A 15,531-nucleotide genomic window follows, 5' to 3' on the forward strand; every position below is an offset into this window, starting at 1 on the left:
ATGACTACTCAATAATCATTAGTCAATCAATCCAAATACCCTCGGTAGCCAAAGGGATATCTCTGGAAGATAGGTAATCAGAAAAAGTACCGCTGTCATTGCTGCTAATAATGACAATAGAGGCTTAATCACTTTCGTCACAGGAACTTCCGCAACCCCACTACCTACAAATAAAAGCGTACCGACCGGAGGGGTACAAATACCGATACATAGGTTCAAAACGATGACCATCCCAAATTGAACCGGATGCATGCCCAAGGCCATTGCCACAGGTAAAAAGATGGGGGTGAAAATAAGCACTGCAGGAGTCATATCCATAAAGGTTCCCACAATGAGCAGCACAATATTTATAATCAAAAAGATAACGATGGGATTACTCACATTGTCCAAAATGGTATCGGTCATCAATTGTGGAATCCCTTCAAAGGAAAACAACCATGACATTGCCATGGAGGTGGCAATCAAAAACATGACTATGGCGGTGGTCTTTGCGCTTTTCAGTAGCACGGGCCTCAAATCTGAAAACTTCAATTCCTTGTTTAAAAACCCTAACAATGCTGCATAAACCACAGCGATAGCCGCAGCTTCGGTTGCGGTGAAAATTCCTGCGACAATACCGCCCACTACGATTACCAAAAGGGTCAAACTCAAAACCGCATTTTTGAAATCGGTAAATAATTTCTTGAAACCAACCCTTGGGGCTCTTGGCAATTTTTTCCGTTTGGCATAAATGTAGACCATAATCATTATCGCCAGACCCACCAGGATTCCAGGTAAATATCCCGCAACGAACAGTGCGGCCACAGAGGCAGTGCCGCCACTCGCCAATGCAAAAACTATTAAAACGTTACTAGGAGGAATCAATAATCCCGTGGTTGACGAGCTGATATTCACTGCTGCACTGAATTCCCGAGGGTAGCCTTCCTTTTCCATTTTATCGGTAAGTGTGCTACCGATAGCCGAGGCTGCAGCGATGGCTGAACCCGAAATGGCACCAAATAGCATTGCCGAAATCACATTTACAAATGCCAAGCCTCCAGGCAAACTACCAATCAGGGACTTCGCAAAATCAATCAAACGTTGAGCAATACCGCCTCTATTCATAAGCTCTCCAGCAAGTACAAAAAAGGGAATAGCCAACAAGGCAAAATTATCAATACCGGTGGTCATGCGCTGACTTGCAGTCGTAATAGCCGGTAAGAATGTAATGTTCAACAACAATGTAAGCATGGTTGAAACTCCAATAGAATACGCAACCGGAACACCATAGGCCAACAATCCAAAAAAACTGACGAAAAGAACAATAATACTTATGATTTCAATACTCATCTATTCGAAGTTTAGTTTTTTGATATTGTAAAAGGAAAAGAACATGATTACAAGTCCACATATCGGAACTATGGAATACACAAATCCCAAAGGAACATTAAGGGCAGACGAAATCTGACCTAGACTCAAGGTGGTATATACCAAATTCCCACCACCGATTACCATGATAATCAGGGCAAAAAGTGCCATGACGATTTGAATTACCTTTTGTCTGGAATGTCTTTTGTTTTCTGGTAATTTTGACAAAAGGAAATCCATAGAAAGATGTCCTTCTTTTTGTCCGTTGATATAAGCTGCTCCCAAAACGGTTAGCCAAATCAACGCGAATCGTGCAAATTCTTCTGTAAACGAGCTTGGCTTTCCGACTGCATATCGCGAGATTACCTGCCAGACAACATCAATCACGAGCAAAGCGAATATGGTTACCAAAAGCCATTCTATGACCTTGTTCAGAAATTGATAGGTCTTCTCCATTAGTTTGCATTTATTTTATCAATGATAGCTTTCATCTTTGGGTCCTTCTTCATGTTTTCCATTATGGGCCTAGATTTTTCTTGGAAGGCCTCTTTGTTAGGATATGTGAACTGGACACCATTTTTTTTAAGCATCTCCATTTGCTCCGCAATCGTTTCCTTCCAATATCTTTTCTGGGCAACGACACTCTCTTTTGAGGCAGCACGAAGCCAATTCTTTTCTTGATCTGATAATTTGTCCCAGAATTTAGTACCGATAATGACCACATCAGGAATCATCGTATGCTCATCAAAAGTGTAATACTTACAAACCTCAAAATGATTGGAAGTCACAAAAGAAGGAATATTATTCTCGGCTCCATCGACCACATTTTGTTGCAAAGCGGTATAGAGTTCACTGAAAGCCATTGGAGTTGCAGAAGCTCCTAAAGTGTTTGCCATAGAGACAGACATTTGGTCGTTTTGTACCCTAACTTTCAAGCCGGTTAAATCGTCAGGAGAATTAATAGGCTTTTCCTTTGTATAAAAACTTCGTGCTCCCGCATCATAAAAACACAAACCACGTAATAAATATTCACTGCCACTTGCCAACAGTTGTTCTCCAACTTCGCCCTCTAAATTTCTCCATAAATGGGCATCATCGCGAAATAAATAGGGAATAACGGTTATCTGATATTCCGGTGCGAAATTCGATAAGGCAGAGGCACTCACCTTCGTTATCGCTATACTTCCGATTTGCAAAAGCTCCAATACCTCGCGCTCTGAACCTAGTTGTCCGTCAGGAAAAACCTTGATTTGCAATTTACCTCCGGACTTTTCATTTAAGATACTTTGCATATCCAAAATTCCTTTGTGCACCGGATGAGAAGTAGGCAATGAATGTGCAAAATAAAGCACCTTGGTGTCACTTACCGCTGCACATGAGGATAATATCAAACACAAAAGTGTAAGGGTTCCCAAAACAATAGACTTCTTAATAGCTTTTGGTTTTATCATGCTTCAATTAAATTTTCGCGGATACCCTTTTCCAGACCTGAAAGTTGTGCCAAGCCCATTGCCCTTCCTATGAGGGAATAGCCAGAATAAAAATCAGCTTGTCGTTTTTTATCATCCAACAAAACATGACCATGGTCCGGACGCATGGGAATGGAAACTATTTTGCCTTTTTCATGTCTTTTTATTTGTTCTTTGACAATAGCTTTCATGACTTTGTCGATTGGCACAGAGCCACCCAAGTGCTCTGCTTCATAAAAACTACCATCTGCATTTCTCGCAACATTTCTTAAATGGATAAAATGGATTTTATCCCCAAAATCTTCCACGATTTTCACCAAATCATTAGCTCCGGATGCTCCCAAAGAACCAGAACAAAAAGTTAGTCCATTGCTAGGCGAAGGGCAGCATTCCAGTAAAAATTTCAGTTCTTCATAATTCGAAACAATTCTAGGAACCCCAAAAATCGAGAATGGCGGATCATCGGGATGTATGGCCATTTTCACCCCTAGTTTTTCCGCCTCTGGAATAATGGCATTCAAAAAATACGATAGGTTTTCTTGAAGTTGTTCTTTGCTAATCTCTAGAACAGTAGCGTGATTCTTTTTGAACTGGTCAAGTGCAATTAATTTTCTAGAACCAGGCATTCCTGCTAGAATTGATTCTTCTAACTTTTTTCTTTGCCCTTCCGATAATCCCTCGAAATAGTTTTTTGCTTCTTTGTAGATATCATCAGTATATGTCTGCTTTGCATTTTCCCTTTTCAAGATAAAGAGGTCAAAAGCTGCGGCAGCTATGGGACTATAGTACAAGGCGGAACCTCCAGACGGTAAAATATAGTCCAAATTGGTACGCGTCCAATCAATCAACTGCATGAAATTATAGCAAACTACATAGATGCCGTTTGCAGCAAGGTTTTTTAAAGTCTGAATATAATTAGCGATGTAGGCATCTCTTTCTGGGAGTCCATATTTAATAGCCGTATGAATATTGACACTCTCCACCACTGACCATTCCAATCCTTGAGATTCGATTTCGTTTTTTAGCGATGCAATGGTCTCAACGGACCAAACTTCACCTAAGGGAACTTCTTGGCAAGCAGCAACGACACCTTCTACTCCAATCTGTTTGATATCATCAAGCGTTACCCCAAAAGAAGGTCCGAACCATCGAAATGTTTTCTTTAAATACTCCATTGACTATACTCCTGAAAATGAATTGAACCCGCCATCTACATCAAAAATGCTTCCTGTCACGAAACTTGAAGCATCACTTAAAAGATAATGCACCATGCCGTTCAGTTCGGATGCATCACCAAAACGACCCATAGGCGTATTCTTGATGATATCATTTCCACGTGCGGTGTAAGAACCATCTTCATTGGTCAATAATCTTCGATTCTGATTTCCTATGAAAAATCCTGGGGCGATTGCGTTGACACGAATCTTATCTCCATGCTTCGACGCAAGCTCATTCGCCATCCACTTAGTAAAAATATCTACGCCAGCCTTTGCCATGGAATATCCCAAAACTCTTGAAATAGTTTGTTTTGAGGCCATAGAAGATATATTTACCACAGAGCCATGGCCTTGTTTTACCATCAATTCACTTAAAATTATAGTGGGGATTACAGTACCAAATAAATTGATATCCACCACTTTTCTTGTATCCCTCACTTCGATATCGCGAATCGTCTGGTCTGGTTTTAAAGTCGCTCCGGGAATGTTTCCTCCCGCAAGGTTCACGAGTCCGTCAAGACGTCCAAAATCTTTTTCAATGGTATCTTTTAAATTCTTCAACGCCTCTTCATTCATTACATCTACTACGAAAATATAGGTGCTGTTATCAGCGATAGTATTGAGTTCTTTTTGTTTGGCCTCAAGTTTGTCCAATGACCTGCCTAAAAGAAGTACATTGGCTCCGTTTTCAACAAGGTATTTTGCAATAGAACCTCCTAAGGCACCTGTGCCACCTGAAAGGGCGTAATTTTTATTATTTAATGATAATAGTTCACTCATTTAATCTTCTTTTGCCATTTTATATGCGGCGATGGTTGTATAATATTTTGTTATCATATTTGGAATTTCCCATTCGGGGAGTTCTCCTGCTTCCAAATATTGTAAATAATTATCGGTCACTTGTGCAAAATGTGCCTCATGACCGATTTTGAATTCATCAGGAATATTGATTTTCCAGAGACCATCGGACATTTTTTCAGCTGTAGTTCCAGGAAATAACTTTTGAATCTGGGTATCGATAGCGCTTTGAAGTATGTCTTCAAAAGGGCTTTTTATGGAGGGTTGAATGTATAATACCGGTTTATAGTTTTCCTCGGCACCCTGTTTGATAATCAAATCACATTTGGTTCCTCGCATGATACTATAATGGGTATCTCCAGTTCCTTCTGGGGCTTGATAATTCCAAATCACGGAAACTTTGGCGTGCTTGCCTTTGATTTTGTAAATCATTTCTCCATTGGAATACACGTTCAAACCATCTTTTGCTACATCTTTTTTAAGATATTCAGGATAGTCACTCAACTTCGTAACTTTCGTAAATTCCTCTAAACTAAGTACCGTTGGCCAACGCTTTGCCTTAAGCATTTCAACATCCGTAGAATCAATAATTTGTTCAGGAAAAGCTTCCCACTGCACCAAATCGACCAAATGGGTGGTTACATCCACTATTCCTTCTCCCTCTTCATTGACATCAAAAAACCAAGCCGGTCTAACCAAGGGGTTTCCAGAAACATATTTGAAAAAATGATGGACACTTTCTTTGCTGATTGCAGGTTCATCTGGCGTACCATCCACCAATTCCCCAAATACCTTAGGTAAAGTGGAGAATAGTTTCTGCATCATAGTTGTTGATTCAAAACGTTCTGTCATGATATCATAAATCATCACTCCGTTCTCTTCAGCAATTTCGAAGGCCTCCTTCAGTTTTACAAATCCCTCAGGATTAATGACCAGAGGTTTATCCGCATAAACGTTCAATCCGGCTTTTACCGCTTCTAAGATATAGTCGATTTTCTTGGAGTTCTTACCCGCAACCATCATTACATTGCCTGGTTTCTGAGCAATCATTTGCTCGAGGTAGTCATCACCAAAATTCGTTTTTACATTCCATCCAGTCGGATGCTCAGCTCGTGTATTGTATTGCTCGATTTTGTTTAAAAAATCTTGAACTTCGGGACCTTCAGGAGCAAAAACATATACCGTTGAGTCCACTTGCGGATACATGGTTTTCTGAACCAGGGCCGAATGAAAATGACCTGGATCCAATGTCATAAGTTTTACTTTATCCATAGTTGGTTCCTGCTTATTTTTCTCTTCGAACTGTTTTTCCGCGCACGAAAAGGAAAGACTTAATAGTAAAATTCCAATTAAATAGTTTTTCATTTTATATCAAATCTAAACCTTGACAGAATCAGTTCCATAAGGCTTGCGTTGTTCTCTACGTAACATGGCATTTGCCTCATCATCATTGACAAACATTTCCGTTTCTGGGTTCCAGTTTAGTTTTCTATCGAACTGCATAGCAATATCACTAATCAAACAGATGGTGCATGCTTTATGTCCTTTTTCAATTGGTGAAATTGGGACTTTTCGAGTTTTGATACAATCCAACCAGTTTCCATGTTGGTCATCAATTTTTTCTAAATGGATTTCATTTTCCCCAATTACGGATTCCAATATTTTTGGGTCGGAAGCATTCAATGCTTTTGCACTTTTTTCCTTGTCAACTGGATCCGAAGCAGATGCTTGATAATCGCCACGGGAAACGAATATCCAACCGTCATCACCAATATATTTAATTCCATTTGTATAGCCACCGCTAGTGTATGTCGTCATACCATTTTCATATTCATGTTTTACCAAGAAATCACCATGTACGTTCCAAAATCCGGACTTTGGAAATTCGGAAAGTGCCTCAACTGAAATCGGACCTGTAAGCTCTGTGTTCATTCCCCATGCCGCTGAATCGTAATGGTGTTGGCCCCATCCGGTAATCATTCCTGCACCGTAATTCCGATGTCGTAGCCAACCTGGGCGACTATAATCGTTCTGTGGATGTACGCCTATTTCATTGTAAGGCACTTCAGGTGTCGAACCCAACCACATGTCAAAATTTAAATTTTTAGGTATCGGCATTTCTGTCACTTCTGGGCCGCCAGGGTCTCCCGGTAATCCAATTTTTACGGTGTGAACTTTTCCTATTCTACCATTTCGAACTAATTCTGCGGCAACACGAAACTGCGGCATGGCCCGTTGTTGTGTTCCCACTTGAAGAATCACATTCTTTTGTTGTACAGCAGCCTGTAGTTGTTGGCCTTCCCTTACCGTTAATGAGGTTGGTTTTTGCAGATAGATATCTTTTCCAGCCAAAGCAGCTTCCATAGCAGGTTGTGAATGCCAGTGGTCAGGCGTACTTATCATCACCGCATCAATATCTTTATTTAAGAGCATTTCACGATAATCACTATAAGTTTTAGTATCCATGTAATTTGCCTTGCCTGTTTTTTCCTGATAGGCCTGATCCAAAAAAATCTTTGCTTTAGTCACTCGAATGGAATCTAAATCACAGACGGCCATAATTCTTGCCTCATCAAATTTTAAGGTGTCATGCATATCATGGCTGATCGCGATACGACCACAACCAATCTGACCAATGTTTATTTTATTACTCGGTGCATCTTTGCCCAAAACACTTGCGGGAACAATGGATGGAAAACCAACTGCCGCAGCAGTCCCTAAAGCGGTTTTACTGATAAATTTTCTACGTTGCATCTGTTCAGTCTATATTTAAGGTTAGTAGCTCGAAGTAATCGAATAACTCAATAAACCATTCTCCCATTTTTAAAAAAGGTAGTACTTAAAAGGAAAGGTCTAATAGCGTTTCTTATTTGGTCGGTTACTTCAAACTGCAATTCAAAATTATTCGGTAATTTACAAATCCTAATCGATTTTGGGTCAGGAAAGTTTGTCAAAAACGTGAACGTTAACGAAATAAAGCAAAAAGACTAAATAATGCAAAGAATACTACTGTCCTTTTTAATGATTTTTCATTTCTTAAATAGCCATTCGCAAAGTATTGAGCCACTGGAAATCACTGATGAATGGCTAGCGTCTATCGAAAAATTAGCCCCCTCGAAGACTACAATTAGTACGGACTCTAAAAAGAAAATACTTGTTTTTTCAAAGGCCACAGGGTTTTACCATTGGACTATTCCGCACAACATAGAAATGCTAAAAATACTCGCTAAAAAAACAGGTGCCTTCGAAGTACACGTGGGATATGACATTGAACAGTTCACCAAAAAAAACCTAAAAAAATATGATGCCATAATTTTGAATAATCCCAATCCTGCTGGGCCTGAACGGGATTTGTTCTCTGACCTTTTAAAAGCGAACACCTCGCTAAGCGAGGAACAAATCAAAACACAGGCACCCAAATACGAAGAGAACCTCATCAATTACGTCTCTAAAGGCGGTGGCCTAATGCTTATGCATGGTGGGATAGTTGTACAGAACAATTCCGTTGCCTTTAGTAAAATGACCGGAGGGAGTTTTGATTATCACCCGAAACAACAAGAGATACATGTAAAAGAAGTTGATAAGAATCATCCCATGGTCAAAGCTTTTAAGGGTAACGGGCTTACACATGTTGATGAACCCTATTTCTTTAAAAATGCCTATTTCGACTATAATTTCAGACCATTACTTTATATGGAAGTAGATAAGATTGAAGGTATGAAAGAAGTGGCTGATGAGAAAGTTATTTATGTTTCTTGGATAAAAAGACATGGAAAGGGCAGAGTATTTTATAGTTCCCCATCGCATAATGCGCACAGTATGCAGAATCCCGAATTGCTTCAATTCTTCTTAGATGGCATGCAATATGTTGTTGGTGATTTAAAGTGTGATGATTCCTCCATCGGGAAAAAATAATTATCTTACCAAAAAAATTCTATGCGTTTTTCAAAACCTACTCTTATCCTAATCGTTTTGACTTTATTTTTGACTGCCTGTTCTAGTGATGACGGGCCATCTCAAACCGATGAAAATGCCAAGGTAATTGGCACTTATACTCTATCAGCGGTTAATGTAAGTCCGGCACAAGATGCAAATGATGATGGTACGGCGTCTACAAATCTTTTGGATGAAATGACTTGCATCACCGGAACCCTTACAATAAATACTGATACATCTTGGAATCTCAATGTCATTCGAATCAACGTTACCAGCATTACCGGAGGATTATTTTTTATTGACTGTGGAGACGCGGATACGAGCAAAGGTACTTGGACCTTTTCTAACAACCAGCTGAATCTCAATGGTAGCTTCGAACCTACGGTTTACAACCTAAGCGGGGACACATTGACCCGTCAAATTGGAGATGATTTACCTGGGTTTCAAAGTGTTGCCTTTACCAAGTAATAGTATCCGAATATACATTCCTTTTAGAGTGTAACTTTTATTACCATTGGCAAATACATTTTCTACTACATTTGCCCAAATTCTTAAAAAATGGAAGTAATTCTTAAACCCTGGCCATGGTATGTTTCTGGTCCGCTTATCGCTTTGGTAATGGCAATTTTAGTTTTCTTCGGAAAGACCTTTGGAATGTCCTCAAACCTTCGAACCTTATGTTCTATTGGAGGTGCCGGAAAATACGCTGATTTTTTCAGATTCGATTGGAAAGCCCAAAAGTGGAATCTTACCGTAGTTCTAGGAGCGATTATTGGCGGGTTTATTGCCGTCCAATTTCTATCAGACGGCTCAGCAATCGATTTGAATCCAGAAACAATTGCTGACTTAAACACTTTGGGATTTCAAAATGCTGGTGCTACATTATTACCTGCGGAAATTTATCATTGGGATAGTATCATGACTTTTAAAGGTTTTTCCATCTTAGTCCTTGCCGGATTCTTGGTTGGGTTCGGAACCCGCTATGCCGGAGGTTGTACTTCAGGTCATGCGATTACTGGTTTAAGCAATCTACAACTCCCCTCTCTAATTGCAGTAATTGGATTTTTTATTGGAGGACTCCTAATGACTCACTTTTTACTTCCCCTAATCTTTTAAGTATGAAATTTTTAAAATTCTTATTCGTTGGTATTTTCTTCGGAATTATTCTTGTAAAATCGGAAGCCGTTTCTTGGTATCGTATTTTTGAAATGTTCAAGTTTCAATCTTTCCATATGTTTGGAATTATCGGTTCAGCAGTTTTTCTAGGGATTCTATTTCTATGGATTTTTAGAAGATTCAAGGTGAAAAGTATAGAAGGTAACGAAATACACTTAGCCCCAAAAGATAAAAGCTTTGCCCGATACATCATTGGAGGTACCATTTTTGGGCTTGGATGGGCATTAGCAGGTGCTTGTCCTGGACCTATGTACATACTTCTGGGTACTGGCGTTAGCAGTATGCTTTTGGTAATTGCCGCAGCAACTTTAGGCACCTTTGTTTATGGAGTTCTTAAAAACAAACTTCCACACTAGTTCTTGTATACTCTTACATAATCAATAACAAATTCTTGAGGTAAGACACTGTCGTCAATATCATGCCCCCCAAAATTACCTCCTATCGCACTATTTAAAATCAAATAAAATGGTTGGTCAAAAGGCCAAATTTCTTTGGTGTGCACTTTGGGTTCAAAAGAATACAGTAAATCCCCATCCACATAAAAATCTATTTTTTTGGGTGACCAGTCTGCAACATAGGTATGAAAACCTTCCTCAATATCATCAATCTTAGTCTTTTTGGTATTTATTGTTTCACCGTGGCTATCTTTTGTATGCAATGAGTTAAAAACGATATGAGGTTCCCGACCTACATATTCCAAAATGTCGATTTCACCACAAAGGGGCCAACCGACCTCTCGATGGTTCGAACCTAACATCCAAATTGCGGGCCAAATACCTTTGCCAATTGGCAGCTTTGCTCTAGCTTCTACTCTACCATATTGAAATTCGAACTTCTTCTCTGTCGTAATTCTTGTAGATGTATATGCAGTATCTTCCTTCCTGATTTGAATATGAAGAAACCCGTTTTTAAGGGTATGATTTGTTTTGGTATAGATTTGAGGTTCGTTATTCCCCCATCCGCAGAGATTTGGGCAACCATCACCCAATTCATAGTTCCAGAGTTTTTCATTCAGAGAAGTTCCATCAAACTCTTCAGACCAAACCAAGGAATCGGATGCTACTTCGATGGAGTATTCAATTTGATTTGGTAGCATGGCGTTTTGACCAAATCCATAAAAAAAAATAGCTGTAAAAATTAACAGAAATAGACTTTTCATATCCAAAAAATTAAAAAAGCCAATGGCGGGGGAAACCATTGGCCTTCATAAAACCTAACTTAAATTATTGATAAACTCTAATATAGTCTACTTCCATTGTGTCCTCTGTAAATGCCGGATCAATGCTTCCACCTAAGGTACCACCCATAGCAATGTTCATTATAAAGAAGAAATCACTATTAAAAGGCGTATCTGTTGTGTTTGCAAAACTGGTGTGAATCAACTCATCATCAACGACAAATTTGATGCTGTCGGCTGTCCATTCCATGGTATAATTATGGAATTCTGAAGTAGCTGTTGGCACGGAAGTAGAACTTGTAACTGCACTACCTCCAGAATTGCCCGGGTAATGTAAGGCACTAGAAACGACATTAGGATTATTACCAACATGTTCCATGATATCCATTTCTCCACAAGTAGGCCATCCCACTTCATCAAAGTTTGCTCCTAATGTCCATAAGGCCGGCCATGTACCTCCAGCTGAAGGAAGTTTGGCTCTAATCTCAACTCTACCATACGTGAACTCATACAGGTTCTCTGATTTAATTCGAGCAGAGGTATACGCAGCATCTCCAGTTGGACTAACTCCGAAATCAAAGAATAGAACAAATCTGTCATAGTTAAACGTTGGATCAACGGCAGGGGCTGCAGCGCTAAGATCAAAAGTTAGGGTCTCCCATGCATTTGCTACCGTTGTATTCGCATCAATCTCAAGGAATTTAGTATTATCACCTTTGTCTTCAATCTTCAATCTAACTACGGCACCTACTGCTGGAGACCACGTTTTAATGCTTATACTCGTAGAGTTCACTAAATCGAGTGGAGTATCCAAATCGAAAAAGGATCCGGCCCAGACTTCAGCGCCAACTGGTTTTGTTGACTGTGCAACTTTGCTTGTTGTATTTTCGCCACTGGCATCTGGATTATCAATAACTTCAGTACTAGTACCGCCAAAACCTGTAAATGCAGGTGCTGTTCCTTCGAAATCTTCAATTGTAGAAGTTCCTCCACCTATAGCTACCAAGGTCACGTCATCATAGTAATGCAAAACATTTCCATTATCTCCAGAGCCTATAGCAGTAATCTTTAGCATACCGCCTTCAACTTTAACATTTGCAGGATCATCGGTATAGGACTGGGCCTCACCATTACCCCAGCCACCGGCACCTAAATCATAGGTCCAGTTAGCCGGATTTGGCGCTCCATCAACGTCAAATTCATCAGACCAAACTAAGTTTGTAAATACAGTCTCTAAGCTTTCATCACCAGTATTCATTTGTGCTTCAGCAGTAAATCTATGGTACCAGGCTAAATCAGGATTCGCGGTGTCATATGTTCTGACATGTAACGAATTTTCAGTAATTGATAATATTTCATAAGTCGAAGAACCTACATAGTAGCCCATGAACCCTCCATCGGCAAAATCCATTTGGATTCCTGTTGTTTCAGTAGCGGGCACATTACCATCAACCATTGATATGGTTACGGCCTTTTCACCTGAAGCATCAAAATCATAACAAAGATCCATATCTCCTGTACCCCCAGCTGCTGCAAGATGTCCCACATTAAAATAAGTCTGTCCCTTGTTATCCAAAGAATAAGTTACTTCTCCGCTACTATTGATTGAAAAAGTCAATTCGTCATCACATAAACAATCTGAATCCTCGCTCCCACATTTTTCGAAAGCTTGGGCCGAGTACCATTTTGGGTACCACCAATCTCCGTCAATTCCTTCACGTGCAGGCCCAACTCCAAGGTGTCCAGGTTCAGAAGCCGCCAAAAACCAAGTTTTAGTTGTACCATTGGTCAACAAGTTAATTTCCGCGGGTATTTCGGCAGCAATACTTACAGATACCTGCACCGTTTCAGTAATACTAGATCCTGCTTCATCAAATGCAGTTATGGTAATTGTATATGTATTATCACCAGTCATATCATATGTTTTAACAATATAACCAGTTAGAGACTCAGCTGTTGTACCGTCACCAAAATCAAAAGTGTACGATTTTGCTCCCTGAGCTGTTGCCGTTATGGTAACTGTTCCCGAACCGTCCATACTAACTTCTGAAGTCGCTGCAAGATTTGCCAATGGCAAAACAGCAGGACCATCGTCATCTTCACAACTCAAAGTGATTGCGAATAAACAAATAAATAGATACTTTAATTTTTTCATTTTCTTTTTTTTAAGGTTAAAGTGCCACCTATGGCTGACGAGTTTTACAAAGCATTTATCAAGGTAGAATTTAAATACCTCGCTCAATTTTTAAATCCTATTTATGGAAATAGACGTTATCTACATAAATCGTTATCGCTCCAGATGGATCTCCAGAGTAAATTAGCTGAGCTATGTTAGCTGTATTTACAAGACCAGTAAAATCTGTCAAAGGAATGTCCACACTAACCCATTCTCCTTGATTCGGATTAGTTATCGCGATTTCATGTTCCACATCGTCACCGCCGTCAAAAGCACCATCAGGTCCAAAGTCAACTAATTTGATTCTAACTTCGGTAGCATCTGCTGTCCAAATATCTGTATGGAAGTGTGTCATTGTCGTAGCATCAATCTGACTCGAAACGGTTTCAGCCCCAACAAAGTTTAATTCGCTATACTTTTTGACATCATCCCCTGCCACCATTATATCTTCTAAAGAAGCTTGGGACCAATCTGTTCTCCAAGTATCAACAGCTACATTCGTATAAGCATTACTAAACATTGAAATTACATCAGTAGCATCTAAAGATGGTGTCGGAGCAGCGCTTGTAGGTCCAGTAGGAGTCGTGGTACCAGCATCATAGAAGTACACGTTATCTATATACACTGTTAACGCACCGGAAGGGTCTCCAGAGTAAATCAACTGCGCTATATTAGCTTTAGTAGTCAATCCGGCGAAATCTGCCAAAGGAAGGTCTAAACTCACCCATTCTCCTTGAGCCGGACTTGACACCACAATCTCATGTTCAACATCATCTCCACCGTCAAAAGCTCCGTCGGCACCAAAATCAACTAATTTGATTCGTATTTCAGTTGCATCTGCGGTCCAAATATCTGTATGGAAATGTGTCATCGCTGAGGCATCTATCTGACTTGATACGGTCTCAACACCAACAAAGTTCAACTCACTATATTTCTTAGTTGCATCACCAGCCACATCAACATCTTCTAAGGTGGCCTGCGACCAATCCGTTCGCCATGTATCCACGGCAACATCGGTATAGGCATCGCTAAAGAGAGATATCACGTTCGCTGCGTCTACTGTTGGCACAGGGGCAGCAGCTGAAGGCTCCATATCGTTTCCGGGTGTAGGGGGAGTTGCTGGTTCTGAAGCAAACATATGGTACCAAGCCAAATCAGGATTGGCTGTATCGTAAGTTCTTACATGTAAAGAATTTTCAGTAATGGAAAGTATCTCATAAGTTGAAGAACCTACGTAGTATCCCATAAAACCACCATCAGCAATATCCATTTGTATGCCAGTTGTTTGGTCATCAGGAACATTTCCAGATACCATAGATAAAGCTACAGACTTAGACCCTGAGGTATCAAAATCATAACATAAATCCGTATCACCTGAACCTCCCGCCGCGGCAAGATGTCCAACATTGAAATACGTTTGCCCATTATTATTTAGTTCATAGGTAACTTCTCCAGCACTATTGACAGAGAAGGTAAGTTCATCATCACACAAACAATCCGATTCTTCACTACCACATTTTTCGAAAGCCATTGCGGAGTACCACTTAGGATACCACCAATCCCCATCAATTCCTTCACGTGCAGGTCCAACCCCAAGGTGTCCTGGTTCAGAAGCTGCCAAATACCAAGTTTTAGTAGTACCACTTGTCAACAAATTAATTTCCGCGGGAATCTCGGCATCTACACTAACTGAAACTTGCACAGTTTCTGTGATACTAGATCCAGCTTCATCAATAGCTGTGATAGTTACAGTATACGTATTATCCCCAGTCATCTCATAGGTCTTTACGATATAACCCGTTAGTGATTCACCTGTAGTTCCGTCACCAAAATCAAAAGTATATGATTTTGCTCCCTGCGCAGCAGCTCTGATGGTAACTGTACCGGAACCATCCATAGTAACTTCCGATGTGGCAGCAAGGTTTGCCAATGGCAAAACCACTGGGCTGTCGTCTTCCTCACAACTCAAGGTGAATGCTAATAAACAGATTACTAAATACTTTAATTTTTTCATTGTTTGTTTTCTTTAATTAGTTTGATTTCTTTTTCAATAATTGCACTGTCGTATCAAAAATTGGATGGCAAAGCAGGTACAAATAACATCGGGACAATTTATTATTCTATAAGGAGGAATCCACAAAAAGAACCCATACAAAAAACATACAATTCAAAAAAAAGTCCTTAAAACGGCTATATCATCAATTATTGACGACCATTACAGCCATATTATCAATT

The 15,531-nt window shown here is 39.9% G+C and carries 14 protein-coding genes; 4 read left to right on the forward strand and 10 right to left on the reverse strand.

The features are described 5' to 3' along the window. Positions 1-18: 18 nt before the first annotated feature. From FEE95_RS00360 to FEE95_RS00390, 7 genes are read right to left on the reverse strand one after another with little or no spacing between them, the layout of a single operon-like run. Positions 19-1,329 (reverse strand): TRAP transporter large permease, encoded by a 1,311-nt coding sequence (locus tag FEE95_RS00360; protein ID WP_212748408.1) that lies wholly within the window; start codon positions 1,327-1,329, stop codon positions 19-21. Further along, a complete protein-coding gene (locus FEE95_RS00365) occupies positions 1,330-1,803 on the reverse strand; it encodes a TRAP transporter small permease (protein WP_138655851.1) in 474 nt (157 codons plus the stop codon). Beyond that, complete coding sequence (locus tag FEE95_RS00370) at positions 1,803-2,798, reverse strand: TRAP transporter substrate-binding protein (RefSeq protein ID WP_138655852.1); 996 nt, start codon at positions 2,796-2,798, stop codon at positions 1,803-1,805. Before FEE95_RS00370 ends, FEE95_RS00365 begins: the two co-directional genes overlap by 1 nt. Then, on the reverse strand, positions 2,795-3,991 hold the full coding sequence (gene uxuA, locus FEE95_RS00375) for a mannonate dehydratase (RefSeq protein WP_138655853.1): 1,197 nt from the start codon (positions 3,989-3,991) through the stop codon (positions 2,795-2,797). The genes FEE95_RS00370 and uxuA overlap by 4 nt, the downstream gene beginning before the upstream one ends. Before the next feature lie 3 nt (positions 3,992-3,994). After that, positions 3,995-4,813: an SDR family oxidoreductase gene (locus FEE95_RS00380; RefSeq protein ID WP_138655854.1), complete on the reverse strand. Its 819-nt coding sequence runs from the start codon at positions 4,811-4,813 to the stop codon at positions 3,995-3,997. Further along, positions 4,814-6,196, reverse strand: a complete 1,383-nt coding sequence (locus FEE95_RS00385) for a putative oxidoreductase C-terminal domain-containing protein (protein WP_138655855.1) — start codon at positions 6,194-6,196, stop codon at positions 4,814-4,816. Between the two features lie 12 nt (positions 6,197-6,208). Beyond that, positions 6,209-7,585, reverse strand: coding sequence for a Gfo/Idh/MocA family protein (locus FEE95_RS00390; RefSeq protein ID WP_138655856.1), 1,377 nt, complete (start codon positions 7,583-7,585; stop codon positions 6,209-6,211). A 240-nt stretch (positions 7,586-7,825) separates the two neighbouring features. Here FEE95_RS00390 and FEE95_RS00395 point away from each other — a divergent pair, with 240 nt between their 5' ends. From FEE95_RS00395 to FEE95_RS00410, 4 genes are all read left to right on the forward strand, one after another. Then, positions 7,826-8,746: a ThuA domain-containing protein gene (locus FEE95_RS00395; RefSeq protein ID WP_138655857.1), complete on the forward strand. Its 921-nt coding sequence runs from the start codon at positions 7,826-7,828 to the stop codon at positions 8,744-8,746. Positions 8,747-8,767: 21 nt separating this feature from the next. Next, positions 8,768-9,235, forward strand: coding sequence for a hypothetical protein (locus FEE95_RS00400; RefSeq protein WP_138655858.1), 468 nt, complete (start codon positions 8,768-8,770; stop codon positions 9,233-9,235). Between the two features lie 90 nt (positions 9,236-9,325). Further along, positions 9,326-9,883: a YeeE/YedE family protein gene (locus tag FEE95_RS00405; RefSeq protein ID WP_138655859.1), complete on the forward strand. Its 558-nt coding sequence runs from the start codon at positions 9,326-9,328 to the stop codon at positions 9,881-9,883. A 2-nt stretch (positions 9,884-9,885) separates the two neighbouring features. After that, a complete protein-coding gene (locus FEE95_RS00410) occupies positions 9,886-10,299 on the forward strand; it encodes a DUF6691 family protein (RefSeq protein ID WP_138655860.1) in 414 nt (137 codons plus the stop codon). Here FEE95_RS00410 and FEE95_RS00415 read toward each other — a convergent pair. The 3 genes from FEE95_RS00415 to FEE95_RS00425 all read right to left on the reverse strand — a co-directional run bounded on the left by FEE95_RS00415 (position 10,296) and on the right by FEE95_RS00425 (position 15,310). After that, positions 10,296-11,039 (reverse strand): glycoside hydrolase family 16 protein, encoded by a 744-nt coding sequence (locus tag FEE95_RS00415; protein ID WP_138657521.1) that lies wholly within the window; start codon positions 11,037-11,039, stop codon positions 10,296-10,298. The genes FEE95_RS00410 and FEE95_RS00415 overlap by 4 nt on opposite strands. A 127-nt stretch (positions 11,040-11,166) precedes the next feature. Then, a complete protein-coding gene (locus tag FEE95_RS22275; protein WP_238474476.1) occupies positions 11,167-13,275 on the reverse strand; it encodes a family 16 glycosylhydrolase in 2,109 nt (702 codons plus the stop codon). Between the two features lie 97 nt (positions 13,276-13,372). Then, complete coding sequence (locus FEE95_RS00425) at positions 13,373-15,310, reverse strand: PKD domain-containing protein (protein ID WP_138655861.1); 1,938 nt, start codon at positions 15,308-15,310, stop codon at positions 13,373-13,375. Between the last annotated feature and the right edge of the window lie 221 nt (positions 15,311-15,531).

Source organism: Maribacter algarum (ex Zhang et al. 2020), assembly GCF_005885635.1.
Lineage (GTDB): Bacteria > Bacteroidota > Bacteroidia > Flavobacteriales > Flavobacteriaceae > Maribacter_C > Maribacter_C algarum.